The sequence below is a fragment of the Streptomyces sp. NBC_00414 genome (genome assembly GCF_036038375.1).
GTDB lineage: Bacteria > Actinomycetota > Actinomycetes > Streptomycetales > Streptomycetaceae > Streptomyces.
The window spans coordinates 7998271-8011305 of the sequence record NZ_CP107935.1 but is presented as its reverse complement, the minus strand read 5'-3'; the positions used below and the strand labels follow the sequence as shown (position 1 = coordinate 8011305).

12 protein-coding genes are annotated in these 13035 nt (G+C 71.6%); 8 read left to right on the top strand and 4 right to left on the bottom strand.

Annotated elements, in window-relative coordinates; genetic code table 11:
- The first annotated feature begins 134 nt into the window (after positions 1-134).
- From OHS59_RS34845 to OHS59_RS34835, 3 genes are all read left to right on the top strand, one after another.
- Complete coding sequence (locus OHS59_RS34845; RefSeq protein WP_328497325.1) at positions 135-1556, top strand: homogentisate 1,2-dioxygenase; 1422 nt, start codon at positions 135-137, stop codon at positions 1554-1556.
- Between the two features lie 99 nt (positions 1557-1655).
- A complete protein-coding gene (locus tag OHS59_RS34840) occupies positions 1656-2405 on the top strand; it encodes a GntR family transcriptional regulator (protein ID WP_328497324.1) in 750 nt (249 codons plus the stop codon).
- A 41-nt stretch (positions 2406-2446) separates the two neighbouring features.
- The gene (locus OHS59_RS34835; protein WP_328497323.1) at positions 2447-3661 is read left to right on the top strand and encodes a type ISP restriction/modification enzyme; all 1215 of its coding nucleotides are present in this window, start codon (positions 2447-2449) and stop codon (positions 3659-3661) included.
- 216 nt (positions 3662-3877) lie between these two features.
- Here OHS59_RS34835 and OHS59_RS34830 read toward each other — a convergent pair whose 3' ends face one another.
- Entirely contained in the window at positions 3878-4603 is a 726-nt protein-coding gene (locus OHS59_RS34830; RefSeq protein WP_328497322.1) for a TetR/AcrR family transcriptional regulator, read from the bottom strand.
- An 84-nt stretch (positions 4604-4687) separates the two neighbouring features.
- Between OHS59_RS34830 and OHS59_RS34825 the strand changes: the two genes are divergently transcribed.
- The 3 genes from OHS59_RS34825 (at position 4688) to OHS59_RS34815 (ending at position 7756) form a co-directional block, all read left to right on the top strand.
- Entirely contained in the window at positions 4688-5671 is a 984-nt protein-coding gene (locus OHS59_RS34825) for an ATP-binding cassette domain-containing protein (RefSeq protein WP_328497321.1), read from the top strand.
- Entirely contained in the window at positions 5668-6462 is a 795-nt protein-coding gene (locus OHS59_RS34820; protein ID WP_328497320.1) for an ABC transporter permease, read from the top strand. Before OHS59_RS34825 ends, OHS59_RS34820 begins: the two co-directional genes overlap by 4 nt.
- Positions 6463-6523: 61 nt before the next feature.
- Positions 6524-7756, top strand: a complete 1233-nt coding sequence (locus OHS59_RS34815; protein ID WP_443061549.1) for a CaiB/BaiF CoA transferase family protein — start codon at positions 6524-6526, stop codon at positions 7754-7756.
- Between the two features lie 65 nt (positions 7757-7821).
- Here OHS59_RS34815 and OHS59_RS34810 read toward each other — a convergent pair whose 3' ends face one another.
- The 3 genes from OHS59_RS34810 to OHS59_RS34800 form a co-directional block, all read right to left on the bottom strand.
- Positions 7822-8091: a hypothetical protein gene (locus OHS59_RS34810; protein ID WP_328497318.1), complete on the bottom strand. Its 270-nt coding sequence runs from the start codon at positions 8089-8091 to the stop codon at positions 7822-7824.
- Positions 8092-8206: 115 nt separating this feature from the next.
- Complete coding sequence (locus tag OHS59_RS34805; RefSeq protein WP_328497317.1) at positions 8207-8992, bottom strand: anti-sigma factor; 786 nt, start codon at positions 8990-8992, stop codon at positions 8207-8209.
- Entirely contained in the window at positions 8989-9579 is a 591-nt protein-coding gene (locus tag OHS59_RS34800; RefSeq protein ID WP_328499471.1) for a sigma-70 family RNA polymerase sigma factor, read from the bottom strand. The genes OHS59_RS34805 and OHS59_RS34800 overlap by 4 nt, the downstream gene beginning before the upstream one ends.
- Positions 9580-9787: 208 nt before the next feature.
- Between OHS59_RS34800 and OHS59_RS34795 the strand changes: the two genes are divergently transcribed.
- Both OHS59_RS34795 and OHS59_RS34790 read left to right on the top strand, forming a co-directional pair.
- Positions 9788-11326 carry a DUF4331 domain-containing protein gene (locus OHS59_RS34795; RefSeq protein ID WP_328497316.1) on the top strand — a complete coding sequence of 513 codons (1539 nt, stop codon included), beginning with the start codon at positions 9788-9790 and terminating at the stop codon, positions 11324-11326.
- A 131-nt stretch (positions 11327-11457) separates the two neighbouring features.
- Positions 11458-13002, top strand: coding sequence for a tetratricopeptide repeat protein (locus tag OHS59_RS34790; protein ID WP_328497315.1), 1545 nt, complete (start codon positions 11458-11460; stop codon positions 13000-13002).
- The last annotated feature ends 33 nt before the right edge of the window (positions 13003-13035 follow it).

Sequence of the window (13035 nt, the reverse complement as noted above, 5' to 3'; positions counted from 1 at the left end):
GGGTACCACTTCGGGGCACCACGGCGGTCCTGGCGCGATCGCACCGCCCGCCGCCGGCCCCGGCAGCCTCCCCCTTGCGCACCGATTCGCCGAATCCTACGGTGATGCATAGGAATCAGAACGAGGGAGCGATCATGAGCGGGGACGCGCGCACCGGCGCAGAGGCATCGCGGAAGACCGCCGAGGCGCTGACGTATCTCTCCGGGTTCGGCAACGAACACAGTTCGGAGGCGGTCCCGGGCGCACTCCCGCACGGCCGCAACTCGCCGCAGCGGGTCCCGCTCGGGCTGTACGCGGAACAGCTGAGCGGTTCGGCGTTCACCGAGCCGAGGGCGCACAACCGCCGCTCGTGGCTCTACCGGATCCGCCCGTCGGCGGCGCATCCCGCGTTCACCCGCACCGACAACGGCGCCCTGCGCTCGGCCCCCTTCACCGAGACGGTGCCGGACCCGAACCGGCTGCGCTGGAACCCCCTGCCGGAGCCCGCACCGGGTACCGACTTCCTGGCGGGCCTGTGGACCCTCGGCGGCAACGGCGACGCCACGCAGCGCACCGGCATGGCCGTGCACCTGTATCACGCCAACTCCTCGATGGAGCGGGTGTTCAGCGACTCCGACGGCGAGCTGCTGATCGTGCCGGAGCACGGCGGGCTGCTGCTGCGCACCGAGTTCGGGCTGCTGCATGTGGAGCCGGGACATGTGGCGCTGATCCCCCGTGGGGTGCGCTTCCGTGTGGAGTTGCTGGGCGCCGCGTCCGACGACGGGCGGAACCCGGCCGGTCCCACCGGTCCGACCAGGCCGACCGGCCCGACCGGCCCGACCGCCCGCGGATACGTGTGCGAGAACTACGGGGCGCCCTTCCAGCTCCCCGACCTCGGCCCGATCGGCGCCAACGGCCTGGCCAACGCCCGGGACTTCCGCGCACCGGTCGCCGCGTACGAGGACGGCGGGGACGCGGCGGGACCGGTGGAGGTGGTCAACAAGTTCTGCGGCAACCTCTGGACGGCGACGTACGACCACTCGCCGCTGGATGTCGTCGCCTGGCACGGCAACCATGTGCCGTACACCTACGATCTGAGCCTCTTCAATGTGATCGGCACCATCAGCTACGACCATCCCGACCCGTCGATCTTCACCGTGCTGACGTCGCCGTCCGACACCCCGGGCCTGGCCGGGGTCGACTTCGTGGTCTTCGCTCCGCGCTGGCTGGTGGGAGAGGACACCTTCCGGCCGCCCTACTTCCACCGGAACGTGATGAGCGAGTACATGGGGCTCATCGAGGGCGCCTACGACGCGAAGGCGGAGGGCTTCGTGCCGGGCGGCGGTTCACTGCACAACATGATGTCCGCGCACGGCCCCGACCGGGAGACGTTCGAGCGGGCGAGCGCCGCCGAGCTGCGACCGCAGAAGATCGACGACGGTCTGGCCTTCATGTTCGAGACCCGCTGGCCGGTCACCGCCACCGCGCAGGCCGCCCGGGCGGAGCACCTGCAGACGGCGTACGACGACGTGTGGCAGGGCCTTGAGCGTCACTTCCGGCCGGTCGACCGGCCGTGACGGCCCCCGGCTCCCGCGCCCCTCGGCCACCCCCGACCACCCGGGACCGCCCATGACCGCCCGTTGCACCGAACGCCCGCGACCGGTACGGATACCCTCGTGACCTCCTTCGCGCCGGACTCGATCGTCCTGAATCGCAAGCTGCCGCTCTGGTATCAGGTGTCGCAGTCCCTGCGCGCCTCGATACTCGGGCGGTCCGCGCAGGATCCACTGCGCCTGCCCACCGAGGAACAGCTCGCGGAGCACTACGGGGTGAGCGTGCTGACCATGCGGCAGGCGCTCAAGGAGCTGGAGGACGAGGGGCTCATCACCCGGCACCGCAGACGCGGCACGTTCATCGAGCCGAGCGCCCTCCGGGGTGCGCCGGTGCGCCTCCTCGGCTCGGTGGACGCCATCGTGGCCCAGCAGTCGGGCATGACGACGGAGCTGCTCGACCACGGGAGCGAGCCCGTGTCCGGCGAACTCTCCGAGTACTTCCCGGATCTGGCGGAGGTGACGACGTACCACCGGCTGCGCAGCGACGAGAAGACCGGTGAACCGACCAACCACGCGCGCAACTACGTCCGGCCGGAGCTGGCGGCCCTGTTCGACCCGGAGGATCTGGTCCGCTGGCCCATGACCAAGGTCCTGCGGGACGTGGCGGGGGCGAGGATCGGCCAGATCACCGACACCGTCGAGGCGCGGCTCGCGGACCCGGAGACCGCCCGGCTGCTCCAGGTGCCGCTGCTGAGCCCGATCCTGCACTACACGGGCATCGTGCACGGCGCGGACGGCCGGGCGCTGGACGTGGTCCGTATCCACTACCGGGGCGACCGTTTCTCGTTCACGGTCACCCTCGACGCCCACTGACCGTGCGGGGCCCGGACGCGGCTCACGGCCCACGTCGTACGATGCCGGGCGTGACGCCCGACGACGCTCCGCTGCTCGCGGACCTCATGCCGTGGTCCGTCGCACCTCCCCGGCTGGGCCGGGCGTGGCCGGCGGCGCCCGACGCGGCGTCCCTGAAAGCGCGGTGGGACGCCCTCATGAAGGCCGAGGGGCCCGACCGTGAGGCCCTGTTCGGGCCCACCCGCGCGCGGACCCTGCACTCGGCGGTGGGGCAGCTGCCCGGCCAGTCCTCCGGTACGGGCCGGCTGGCGCGCGCGTCGGGCCCCTGTGCGGAACCGGTCCGGATCCAGACCGGCCCGTTCGACGAGCAGTGGCTGATCCCCGACCACCGGCTGATCGACGCGGCGCGCCCGGAACTGTGGCGGGTGGCGGACGGACAGCAGGTGTTCGCGGTCGAGCAGACGCCCGCGCCCGGCGGGCCGGCACTGCTGGTCGCGTCGGTGCCGCCGGTGGTCCCGCCGCAGTCGAGCGCTTCTCGTACGAAGGCCGCCCCCGTCGCCCGCCCCGGCCGTGTGCGCCCCTTGTACCGGCGTCCCGGCGGCCTCGAACCGAACCTGGCTCCGGGCCTGTTGGACCTCCTGGCCGAGCGTCTCGGCCACTCCCCCGCCGCGCTCGACGTCCTCGCCTGGACGGTCGCGGTCGCCCGCCCGGGGCCGGGCGGGGTCACCGTCCCACTGACAGCCGACCCCGAACTGTGGTCGCGCGGGAGCGAGTTGGGCCACCGCATGCTGTGGCTGATGCGCCGCGACGGCGAGCGCCCCAAGCTCCCCGGCGGTCGCCGCCCCTACGTACGGGCCCCGCTCCCGCCCTTCCCGCTCGAACTGCGCTACGACCGCGAGGAGGAGACCCTCCACATCGACGAGGGCCGCATCTCTCCCGTACCGCCCGAGGCCTGGGACTTCGAGGTCGGCGGCGTCCGCGTCCTGGACCAGTGGTTCGGCACCCGGATCACCCGCCCCGAGCCCGGCACGCTGGAAGCGATCCGCCCCACGACGTGGCCCCAGCCCTGGACATCGGACCTGCTGGAACTGGTGACGATCATGACCCTGCTGTCCGAACTGCGTGCACAGCAGGCGGAGTTGACGGCCAAGTCCCCCATCACCGCAGCGGACCTGACCAAGGCAGGCATACTCCCGCCCCCCGCCTCCACCCACCGCCCGGCCTCAGTCCTGACCCACCCGGAAGAGGGCCCAGAGGGCCAGTTCACCCTGCTCTGAGCCCTGTGGGGGCGCGGGGAACGGCGCAGTCTTTTGTCTTTAGGGGCGCGGGGAACGGCGCAGTCTTTTGTCTTCAGGGGCGCGGGGAACGGCGCAGTCTTTTGTCTTCAGGGGCGCGGGTCTTTTGTCTTCAGGGGCGCGGGGAACGGCGCGACCAGCCACGACGCACCCGCAGTCGCCCGGCAGCCCTCACCCCCACACCCTCCCGCGAAGCCCTCAGCCAGAGACCTCACGAGACGGGTCGAACCCGTCGAGCACCCGTTCAAGCGCCCGCCGGAACACCGCCCCCAGATCGATCGGCCCCGAGTCCTCCATGAACGCCGCCGCCATCCGCGGATACGCCCCGCTCGCCACCTGGCTCCCCAGATACGCGCCCCGCACCGCGTTCTCCCGTTCCTCGGACCACGGCAGGGTCCGCGCCCGCTCGGCCGTCGCCAGTTCGTTGCCGACGTACGTCGTCACCACGCCGTTGACCATCGCGACCAGCTCGAACTTCGTTCCGTACGTGCCGTCGAAGGAGTCCAGGCACGCCAGGCAGTGCTCCAGATACCGCAGGGCGTGCGGGCTGAAGCCGTAGACCGGTGACATCAGGGCCGGCAGCCAGGGATGCCGGTGCATCAGCTCACGGGTCTGGTAGGCGACCCGGAGCATGTCGGCCCGCCAGTCCCCCGTCGGCTCCCACAGCTCGTGCTCGGCGCTGACCGCGTCGACCATCAGCTCGTTCAGGTCCTCCTTGCGCGGCACGTAGTTGTAGAGCGACATCGTCCCGCAGCCCAGCTCGACCGCCACATGTCGCATCGACACGGCGTCCAGCCCCTGCGCGTCCGCGATCCGCACGGCCGCGGCCGCGATGTCGGCCCGCGTGAACGCGGGCCGTGGCCCGCGCCCCGTGCGCTCGGGTCGGGCCCAGATCACTTCGGGTACGTCGGCACGTCCTGCCATCGATGTCACCAGCCCTGCCGTCGGTGGATCCTGTTCCCACCATCCTAGTTACGTACAGCGTACGTAGTGCGCTATGGTCGAGCCATGACTACTACGTACGGCGTACTTAGTGAAGGTCTGGAGAAGCGCTTCGGACCCGTCCATGCCCTTCGGGGGCTGGATCTCGCGGTGGCCGAGGGGACCGTCTGCGGGCTGCTGGGCCCCAACGGCGCGGGCAAGACCACGGCGGTACGGCTGCTCACCACCCTGCTGCGCCCCGACGCCGGGTCCGCCCGGATCGCGGGGCACGATCTCGTACGGGAGCCGGACGCCGTGCGCCGCGCGATCGCGGTCACCGGGCAGAACGCCTCGGTGGACGGCGACCTCACGGGCCGGGAGAACCTGCGGCTGTTCGCGAGGCTGCGCCGCCTCCCCAAGGCCGCCGCCCGGGCCGACGAACTGCTCGACCGCTTCGAGCTCACCGACGCGGCGGACCGGACGGTGTCCACGTACTCGGGCGGTATGCGACGCCGTCTCGATCTGGCCGCCGGTCTGATCACCCGGCCCGCGGTGCTGTTCCTCGACGAGCCGACGACGGGCCTCGACCCGCACAGCCGCAACCAGATCTGGGCGGCCGTGCGCGCCCTGCGGTCCGAGGGCACGACGGTCCTGCTCACCACCCAGTACCTGGAGGAGGCGGACCAGCTCGCCGACGACATCGTGCTCGTGGACCGGGGCCGGGCCGCGCACTCGGGGACGCCCGCCGAACTCAAGGCGCTCATCGGCTCGTACGCGGAAGCGGTCGTCGCCCACGCGGACGCGATGGCGGGTGCGGCGGCCGTACTGGACCGGCTGACCGGCTCCGCGCCGGCCTTCGACGGGGAGCGGCACGCTGTCGGCGCGGTCACCACCGACCCGACGCTCACCCTCCCCCGGCTCGTACGCGAACTCGACGCCGCCGGGGTGCCGTTGCTCGACGTGAGCCTGCGCCCGCCGACCCTCGACGACGTCTTCCTCCGCCTGACCGACGGCCAGGCGGACAACAAGGCCGACAAAGCCCACAAGGCCCACAAGGAGCTGGTGACATGAGCACGGGCGCGTCGGCATTGGCGTACGACGGAACTGCGATGCTGGGCCGCCAGCTGCGGCGGATCCGGCACAACCCGGGGCTGCTGATCCTCACCCAGACCATGCCGGTCACGATGCTGCTGTTCTTCGGCTACGTCTTCGGCAGCGCGCTGGCGATGCCCGGCGAGGAGTACCGGGCCTTCCTGGTGCCGGGGCTGCTGGTCGCGACGGCGGCCAACGGCATCATGACGGGCATGTTCCAGGCGGCCCAGGACTCGCACCGCGGTGTCACGGACCGCTTCCGTACGCTGCCGGTGAGCAGGGCCGCCGTACCACTCGGGCAGGCCGCCGCCGACCTCGTCGTCACCGCTGCGGGCACGGTGCCGTTCCTGCTCGTGGGGCTCGCGGTGGGCTGGCGGATCGAGGGGTCCGCCCTCGAAGCGGTGGCCGCCGTGGGGCTGTTGCTGCTCTTCCGGTTCGCGACCACCTGGGTCGGGATCCTGCTGGGGCTCGCCTCACGCAGCGAGGAGGCGGCCGGGCAGCTCGGCGGTGCGACGTTCGTCCTGCCGCTGCTGTCGAACGCGTACATCCCGACCGACAACCTGCCGGGCTGGCTGCGCACGCTCGCCGAGTGGAACCCGATCAGCGCGGTGACCACGGCGCTGCGGGACCTGTTCGGCAACGCGCCGGTGCCGGCCGACGGCGCCTGGCCGGTGACGCACCCCGTCGCGGGGTCACTGGCCTGGTGCGCGGTCCTCATCGCGGTGTTCATGCCGCTCGCCGTCCGCCGGTACGCGAACGGCGGACGCTGAGCCCCGCACGGTCCACCCCGTGCATGACGCCCGTGCATGACAAAGCCGCTGCCCGCGGGTCATGATCCCCCGCATGGAGCCGCAATCCCTGCCCTCGCCCCTGCCCCTGCCCCTGCCCCTGGAGGGCATCACCGTCGTCGCCGTCGAGCAGGCCGTCGCCGCGCCCTTCGCCACCCGGCAGCTCGCCGATCTCGGGGCGCGGGTCATCAAGGTCGAGCGCCTCGACGGCGGCGACTTCGCGCGCGGCTACGACACCGCGGCCGGCGGGCTCGCCTCGCACTTCGTGTGGTGCAACCGCGGCAAGGAGTCCGTCGCCCTCGATCTGAAGGACCCGCGCGGGCTCGACGTGGTGCGCCGTCTGGTGGCCGGCGCCGACGTCTTCGTACAGAACCTCGCGCAGGGCGCCGCCGCGCGCCTCGGCCTCGACGCGGCCACGCTGTGCGCGGCGCACCCGCGGCTGGTCGCCGTGGACATCTCGGGGTACGGGGCCACCGGTCCGTACGCCGACAAGCGCGCGTACGACATGCTCGTGCAGTGCGAGGCGGGTCTGGTGTCCGTGACGGGGACGGCCGGGCAGCCGGTCAAGGCGGGCATCCCGGCGGCCGACATCGCGGCGGCGATGTACGCGTTCTCGGGGGTGCTCGCGGCGCTGGTGCGGCGCGGCACGACGGGGCGCGGCGGGCCGGTGGAGGTGGCGATGCTCGACGCGCTGGCCGAGTGGATGGGGCATCCGCTGCACCATGTGATGCACGGCGGAACTCCCCCGGCGCGCACGGGTCTCGCGCACGCCGTCATCGCCCCGTACGACGGCTATCGGACGGGTGACGGCGGGCGGGTGCTGTTGTCGGTGCAGAACGACCGTGAGTGGCGCCGGCTCGCCGAACAGGTCCTGGGACGGCCGGAGCTGGCTCATGATCCGGCGTACGGGACGAACGCGGCGCGGGTCGAACACCGGGACCGTACGGACGAGTTGGTCGCCACGGCGCTCGCGGCGCTCACCGCGGAGGAGGCGGTGGCGCGTCTGGAGGCGGCCGGGATCGCCTGCGCGCTGCTGAGGGACGTCACGGAAGTGGCCGAACACCCTCAGCTGGCGGCCAGGGACCGGTGGCGGGACGTGGGATCGCCGGTGGGACCTCTGAGAGCGCTGTTGCCGCCGATCACGCTGCCGGGGGGTGAGGCGGTGAAAATGGGGCCCGTACCCGCGCTCGGGGAACACACCGAGGCGGTGCTGCGTGCCGTGGGGATGACGGACGATGAGATCGCAGCACTGCGCCGGGACGGTGTGTCCGCCTGAGCGCGGGTCGGGTTCCTGCTGGTCCTGCTCGGATTCGGCCGCCTGTCAGCGACCGGGGTCGCCGGTCAGCGGCCGCCGAACAGGGAACGGCGCAGCCGACGCAGCGGCGCGAAGAGCGAGACCCGCCTCACTCGCGCGCTCCTGTCGGTGCGGTCGTGCGCGGTGTCACGTGAGGTGAGCTCGCGCATCAGGGACGTCGCCTCGGCCGCCTCGCGCTGAGGGATGGCAGGGCCACCCATCACCGAAAGATGGCGGTCGAGGCGCGAACTGGTCGCGCTGCTCCCACACGTGATCGCAGGGACTCGCGCCCTGCCACGCACTGTTATCTGTTCCATGTCACTCCCCACCCATACGAGGGCACCCGGCCCGGGCAGGCTAACCCTATCGCTCCCTCATCACACTCGTGTATCCCGGGCACGGGATTCACCTACCCGGTAAGGGGGTTGACGATTACTCTCCGAATCCGAGTGATTTCAGGGCGAGTTGGACAACCGGTGCGGTGGTTGGCTGCGGAGAGCCGCCGGACGGCTCGACGGTGACAGCGAGTGAGGTCGCGTCGGTGTTCAGTCCGGTGGCCATCAAGGGCGTGTCGCCGTCCAGCAGCCCCAGGGAACGCGGTTTCCCCTCAGGTCGCATGAGCCACAGCTGGTGGACCCTGTCGTTCGAAGGTGTGCCGAGACCCGCCGAGGTGACGACGGCGGCGTGCCGCGAGGCGGACGCGACGACGCCGATGCCCTGACCGTTCGCGTCCCGTCCGGTGCCCGACCGCGCGTCAGGCGCCGCGAGAACGTGGGCGATCTCACGTGCCTGTGCCCGCTCCGCGCTCAGCTGGTCCTGGGTGCGGGACGCCTGCATGCCGAAGAGCGCGGCAACGACGAGGGCGGCGGCGGCCGTGGTGGAGGCGAGCGGGACGAGGAACGGCGAGAAGGGCGAGCGGCGGGCACGCGACGGCGCGCGTTCCGGTCGCGTGCGGGCCTGCGACTGTGCGGGGGCCGGCTCCTGAGGGGTCGTCCGTACGGCCATGAGGACCCGGTCGCGCATCGCGGCGGGGGCCGGGGCGGCCGTGGACCAGGCGAGGCGGACGGCGTCCTCGCGAAGGGCGCGCACCTCGGCGGCGCAGTCGTCGCAGCGTTTCAGGTGCTTCTCGAATCTTTTGTGCTCATGGGGTTCCAGGGCGTCGAGGGCGTACGGGGCGGCCAGCGAGTGCAGATCGCCGCGCCGGAAGATGGTGCTCATGCGACACCTCCCAGGCAGTCGCGCAGCCGTGTGAGTCCGTCGCGCATGCGTGTCTTGACCGTGCCGAGCGGCAGGGAGAGCCGTTCGGCCACTTCACGGTATGTGTAGCCGTCGTAGTAGGCGAGGGTGACGGACTGTCGTTGCAGTGCGGTGAGCCGGTCCAGGCAGCGGCGTACCCACTCCCGTTCGAGGCCGGCCTCGACCTCCTCGGCGACATGGTCGAAGGCGGGACCGTTCGCCCGCCGGGCCATGCGCAGTTCGCGCTCCGTGGTGGCGCGGGCGCTGCGGACCCGGTCGACCGCCCTGCGGTGCGCGAGGGTCAGGACCCAGGCGAGTGCGCTGCCGCGGCCGGGGTCGTAGCGCGCGGCGGAGCGCCACAGTTCGAGGAGCACCTCCTGTGCCACCTCCTCGGACTGTGCCGGGTCCCGCACCACCCGGCGCACCAGCCCGAAGACCGGCCCGGACACCAGGGCGTAGAGATCCTCGAAGGCCTTCTGGTCCCCTCCGGCCACGAGCACCAGGAGTTCGTCCGCCTCCACCCGTTTCCCCCTTCTCCGGTCTGAACGGCTCGTCCAGTCCTCACGTATTCGGCGCAGGAACGCCGTCGGATGGGGTTACGGATCAACCGCTCGAAAACGCGGGTGAATTTCGAACCAATCCTTATTCCCCCCGGCTCCGAATGGCGTGCATCAGGCATCACCCACCGACGCGGTACGAGCGCGGGAGCGGACCACTCGACAGGTCGTTCCCACCGATCACCGCCGGAACACAGCTTTGGGACAGAGGACGGACGGCATGACACCTTTCACCAGCGGGTTCGTGGGACGCAGGAGCCTTGCGACCCTTGTCTGCGGTGCGCTGGCCACCGGCGGGCTCGCGGCCGTCGGCGTGACCGCGCTCGAACCGGGAGCGGCCGGCGCCTCCAGCCACCGGGAGGCTCCGCTCATCTCGGGGCAGCCGCAGTACGACAACACGGACGTGTACGCGTTCGCGAGCCCCGACAAACCGGATACGACGACCATCATCGCCAACTGGATCCCGTTCGAGGAGCCGGCCGGCGGGCCCAACTTCTTCCCGTTCGCGGAGGACGCCCAGTACGACCTGCACATCGACAACAACGGTGACGCGCAGGGCGAGCTGGTCTTCCGCTACACGTTCGAGACGCATGTCAAGAACGACAAGACGTTCCTGTACAACACCGGCCCGGTCGAGAGCCTCGACGACCCGGACCTCAACATCACGCAGACCTACGACATAGATCTGCTGCAGCTCAAGGACCAGCACCTGGTCAAGAAGACGAAGTACGCCGACGACGTGGCCGTCGCGCCGTCGAACGTCGGCAAGGCGTCCATGCCGGACTACGCCAAGCTCCGCGACCAGGCCGTGCACGAACTCCCGGGCGGGGCGACGACGTTCGCCGGCCAGGCCGACGACCCGTTCTTCCTGGATCTGCGGGTCTTCGACCTGCTGTACGGCGGGAACCTGTCCGAGGTCGGCAACGACACCCTCAAGGGCTACAACGTCAACTCCGTCGCCCTCCAGCTGCCGAACGACGTGATCCAGGAGTCGGCCGACCAGCCGATCGTGGGCATCTGGTCGACGACGCAGCGCAAGAACGCGAGCGGCCACTTCCGCCAGGTCTCGCGCCTGGGCATGCCGCTGGTGAACGAGGTCGTCAACCCGATCAAGGACAAGGACAAGTTCAACGCGTCCGCGCCCTGGAACGACGGTGACTTCCTGAAGAACGTCACCAACCCCGAGCTGCCGAAGCTCATCGAGGCGATCTACAAGATCGAGGCGCCCGACGAGCCCCGCAACGACCTGGTCGACGTGTTCCTGAAGGGTGTGGAGGGCCTCAACCAGCCGCCGCACGTGCGTCCTTCGGAGATGCTGCGACTCAACACCTCGACCAAGCCCGCCGCCGAGGAGAAGCGTCTCGGTGTGCTGGACGGCGACAACGCGGGCTTCCCGAACGGCCGCCGCCTCGGTGACGACGTGCTGGACATCGCGCTGCAGGTCGTCGAGGGCGAACTGGTCGGCTCCAAGAACGACCTGGGTGACGCGGTCGACAAGAACGACAAGAAGTTCGAGAAGACGTTCCCGTACGTCGCTCAGCCGACCTCGGGTTCGCGCGGACCGCTGGCCAAGGGCACGACCGGCACCAACGACGTCCGCAACCAGCTCGGTGACGCGCTGCAGCCCGCCGGCGCGTCCGGCACGGGCGGTATGGACGACACCACGCTGATCGCCGTCTCGGCGGCGTCGGGCGCGGCCGGGTTCCTGCTCGTCGGCACGGGTCTGCTCTGGTGGCGCAGCCGCCGCCGGGCGTACTGATCCGCGGCTGACCGGCACCCCCTGACTGGCGCGGTCCGTGCGTAACCGTCCCCCACGGCGCACGGGCCGCGCCACCCATCGCACCCACTACGTGCACCACCTTTTCCAGCATGGCGATTGAGGAGAGCGCAATGTCCCCGCGTAGCAACGACGACGCGCAGGAGAGGGACCTCGTCGACGAGGCTGCCGAGGCTGCCGAGGCCGCCGACCCGGCCTCCCCGATTGAGACGGTCGCCCCGGCCGGTACAGCTGAGACGGCAGAGACGGCCGGGACAGCTGATACGGCTGATACGGCCGAGACAGCCGGTCCCGATCAGCCCGTTCCCGGGGAACGCCGGGGGTCCGGGCGGTTCCGGGTGCTGCAGCTCGCGGCCTGCGCCGTCGCTCTCGCCGTCGCGATGACCGCGGGGGCCGTACTGCTGGGCAACAGGGACGGCGGCGACACGAGGACGGTGTCGTCCGCCCCCGGCCTCGATCCCGAACTGCTTGCGGGCGGCAGTCTCGCTTCGGGCATCTCCGCACTGCAGTCCCATCTCAAGGCGCAGCCCAAGGACTCCGGCGGGTGGGCCACGCTGGGCATCGCCTACGTCGAGCAGGCCCGCACCAACGGCGACCCGTCCCGTTATCCGCAGGCGCAGCGCGCGCTGGAGCGGTCCCTGGAGCTGAGCCCCGACAACGATCCGGCGCTGGCGGGCCGGGCGGCGCTGGCCGCGGCCCGGCACGAGTTCCCCGACGCGCTGAAGTACGCGCGGAAGGCACTGGACGAGAACGCCTTCAACGAGCGCGCGCTGGCGGTCCGCATCGACGCCCTGGTCGAACTCGGCCGCTACAAGGACGCGTCGAAGGCCGCCGACGAGGCCGACTCCCGCCGCCCGGGCGTCCCGGTCTTCACCCGGTACGCCTACGTGCACGAGCTGCGCGGTGACGTCCGCACGGCACGCCGCGTCCTCACACAGGCGCTGACCGGCGCAACCGCGCCCGGGGACGTCGCGTACGTGGCGGCTTCGCTGGGCCAGCTCTCCTGGCGCGAGGGCGACCACAAGGCGGCGCTGAAGTACTACGAGCAGGCTCTGCGGGCCGACGGGACCTACCTGCCGGCGCTGGAGGGACGGGCCAGGGCGCAGGCCGCGAACGGTGACCGGGCGGCCGCGATCCTCGGCATGGAGGAGGTCGTGGCGCGCTTCCCGCTGCCCGGCCCGCTGGTCGTGCTCGGCGAGCTGTACGAGGCACGCGGCGGCGAGGGGGACCGGTCGAAGGCCCGCGACCAGTACGCGCTGGTCGACGCCTGGACCTCGCTGGCCCGCGCGAACGGGGTCAACGCCGACCTGGACACCGCCCTCGCGGCGGCGGACCACGGCGACCGCAAGGCCGCCCTGCGCGCCGCCCGCGCCGAGTGGGAGCGCCGGCACACCGTCCACACCGCGGACGCTCTCGCCTGGGCCCTGCACGTCAACGACCGCGACGACGAGGCCCTGGCCTACGCCCGGCGCGCCACGGCGACCGGCTACCGCGACGCGACGTTCCTCTACCACCGCGGCGTGATCGAACGCGCCACGGGCCACGGGAAGGCGGCCCGCGGCAGCCTGTCGTCGGCGCTGGAGCTCAACCCGGGCTTCTCGCCGGTGGGCGCGAAGGCGGCCGAGAAGACGCTGACCGCCCTCGGCGGTGCCCGGTGAGCGCGTTCACCCTGCGCGGCCGCCGCTCCAGGC

Bases quoted from the DNA above. Each gene is read 5' to 3' on its own strand.
- OHS59_RS34845 (WP_328497325.1), top strand. From the start codon at position 135: ATGAGCGGGGACGCGCGCACCGGCGCAGAGGCATCGCGGAAGACCGCC.
- OHS59_RS34835 (WP_328497323.1), top strand. From the start codon at position 2,447: ATGCCGGGCGTGACGCCCGACGACGCTCCGCTGCTCGCGGACCTCATG.
- OHS59_RS34830 (WP_328497322.1), bottom strand. From the start codon at position 4,603: ATGGCAGGACGTGCCGACGTACCCGAAGTGATCTGGGCCCGACCCGAG.
- OHS59_RS34825 (WP_328497321.1), top strand. From the start codon at position 4,688: ATGACTACTACGTACGGCGTACTTAGTGAAGGTCTGGAGAAGCGCTTC.
- OHS59_RS34820 (WP_328497320.1), top strand. From the start codon at position 5,668: ATGAGCACGGGCGCGTCGGCATTGGCGTACGACGGAACTGCGATGCTG.
- OHS59_RS34815 (WP_443061549.1), top strand. From the start codon at position 6,524: ATGATCCCCCGCATGGAGCCGCAATCCCTGCCCTCGCCCCTGCCCCTG.
- OHS59_RS34810 (WP_328497318.1), bottom strand. From the start codon at position 8,091: ATGGAACAGATAACAGTGCGTGGCAGGGCGCGAGTCCCTGCGATCACG.
- OHS59_RS34805 (WP_328497317.1), bottom strand. From the start codon at position 8,992: ATGAGCACCATCTTCCGGCGCGGCGATCTGCACTCGCTGGCCGCCCCG.
- OHS59_RS34795 (WP_328497316.1), top strand. From the start codon at position 9,788: ATGACACCTTTCACCAGCGGGTTCGTGGGACGCAGGAGCCTTGCGACC.
- OHS59_RS34790 (WP_328497315.1), top strand. From the start codon at position 11,458: ATGTCCCCGCGTAGCAACGACGACGCGCAGGAGAGGGACCTCGTCGAC.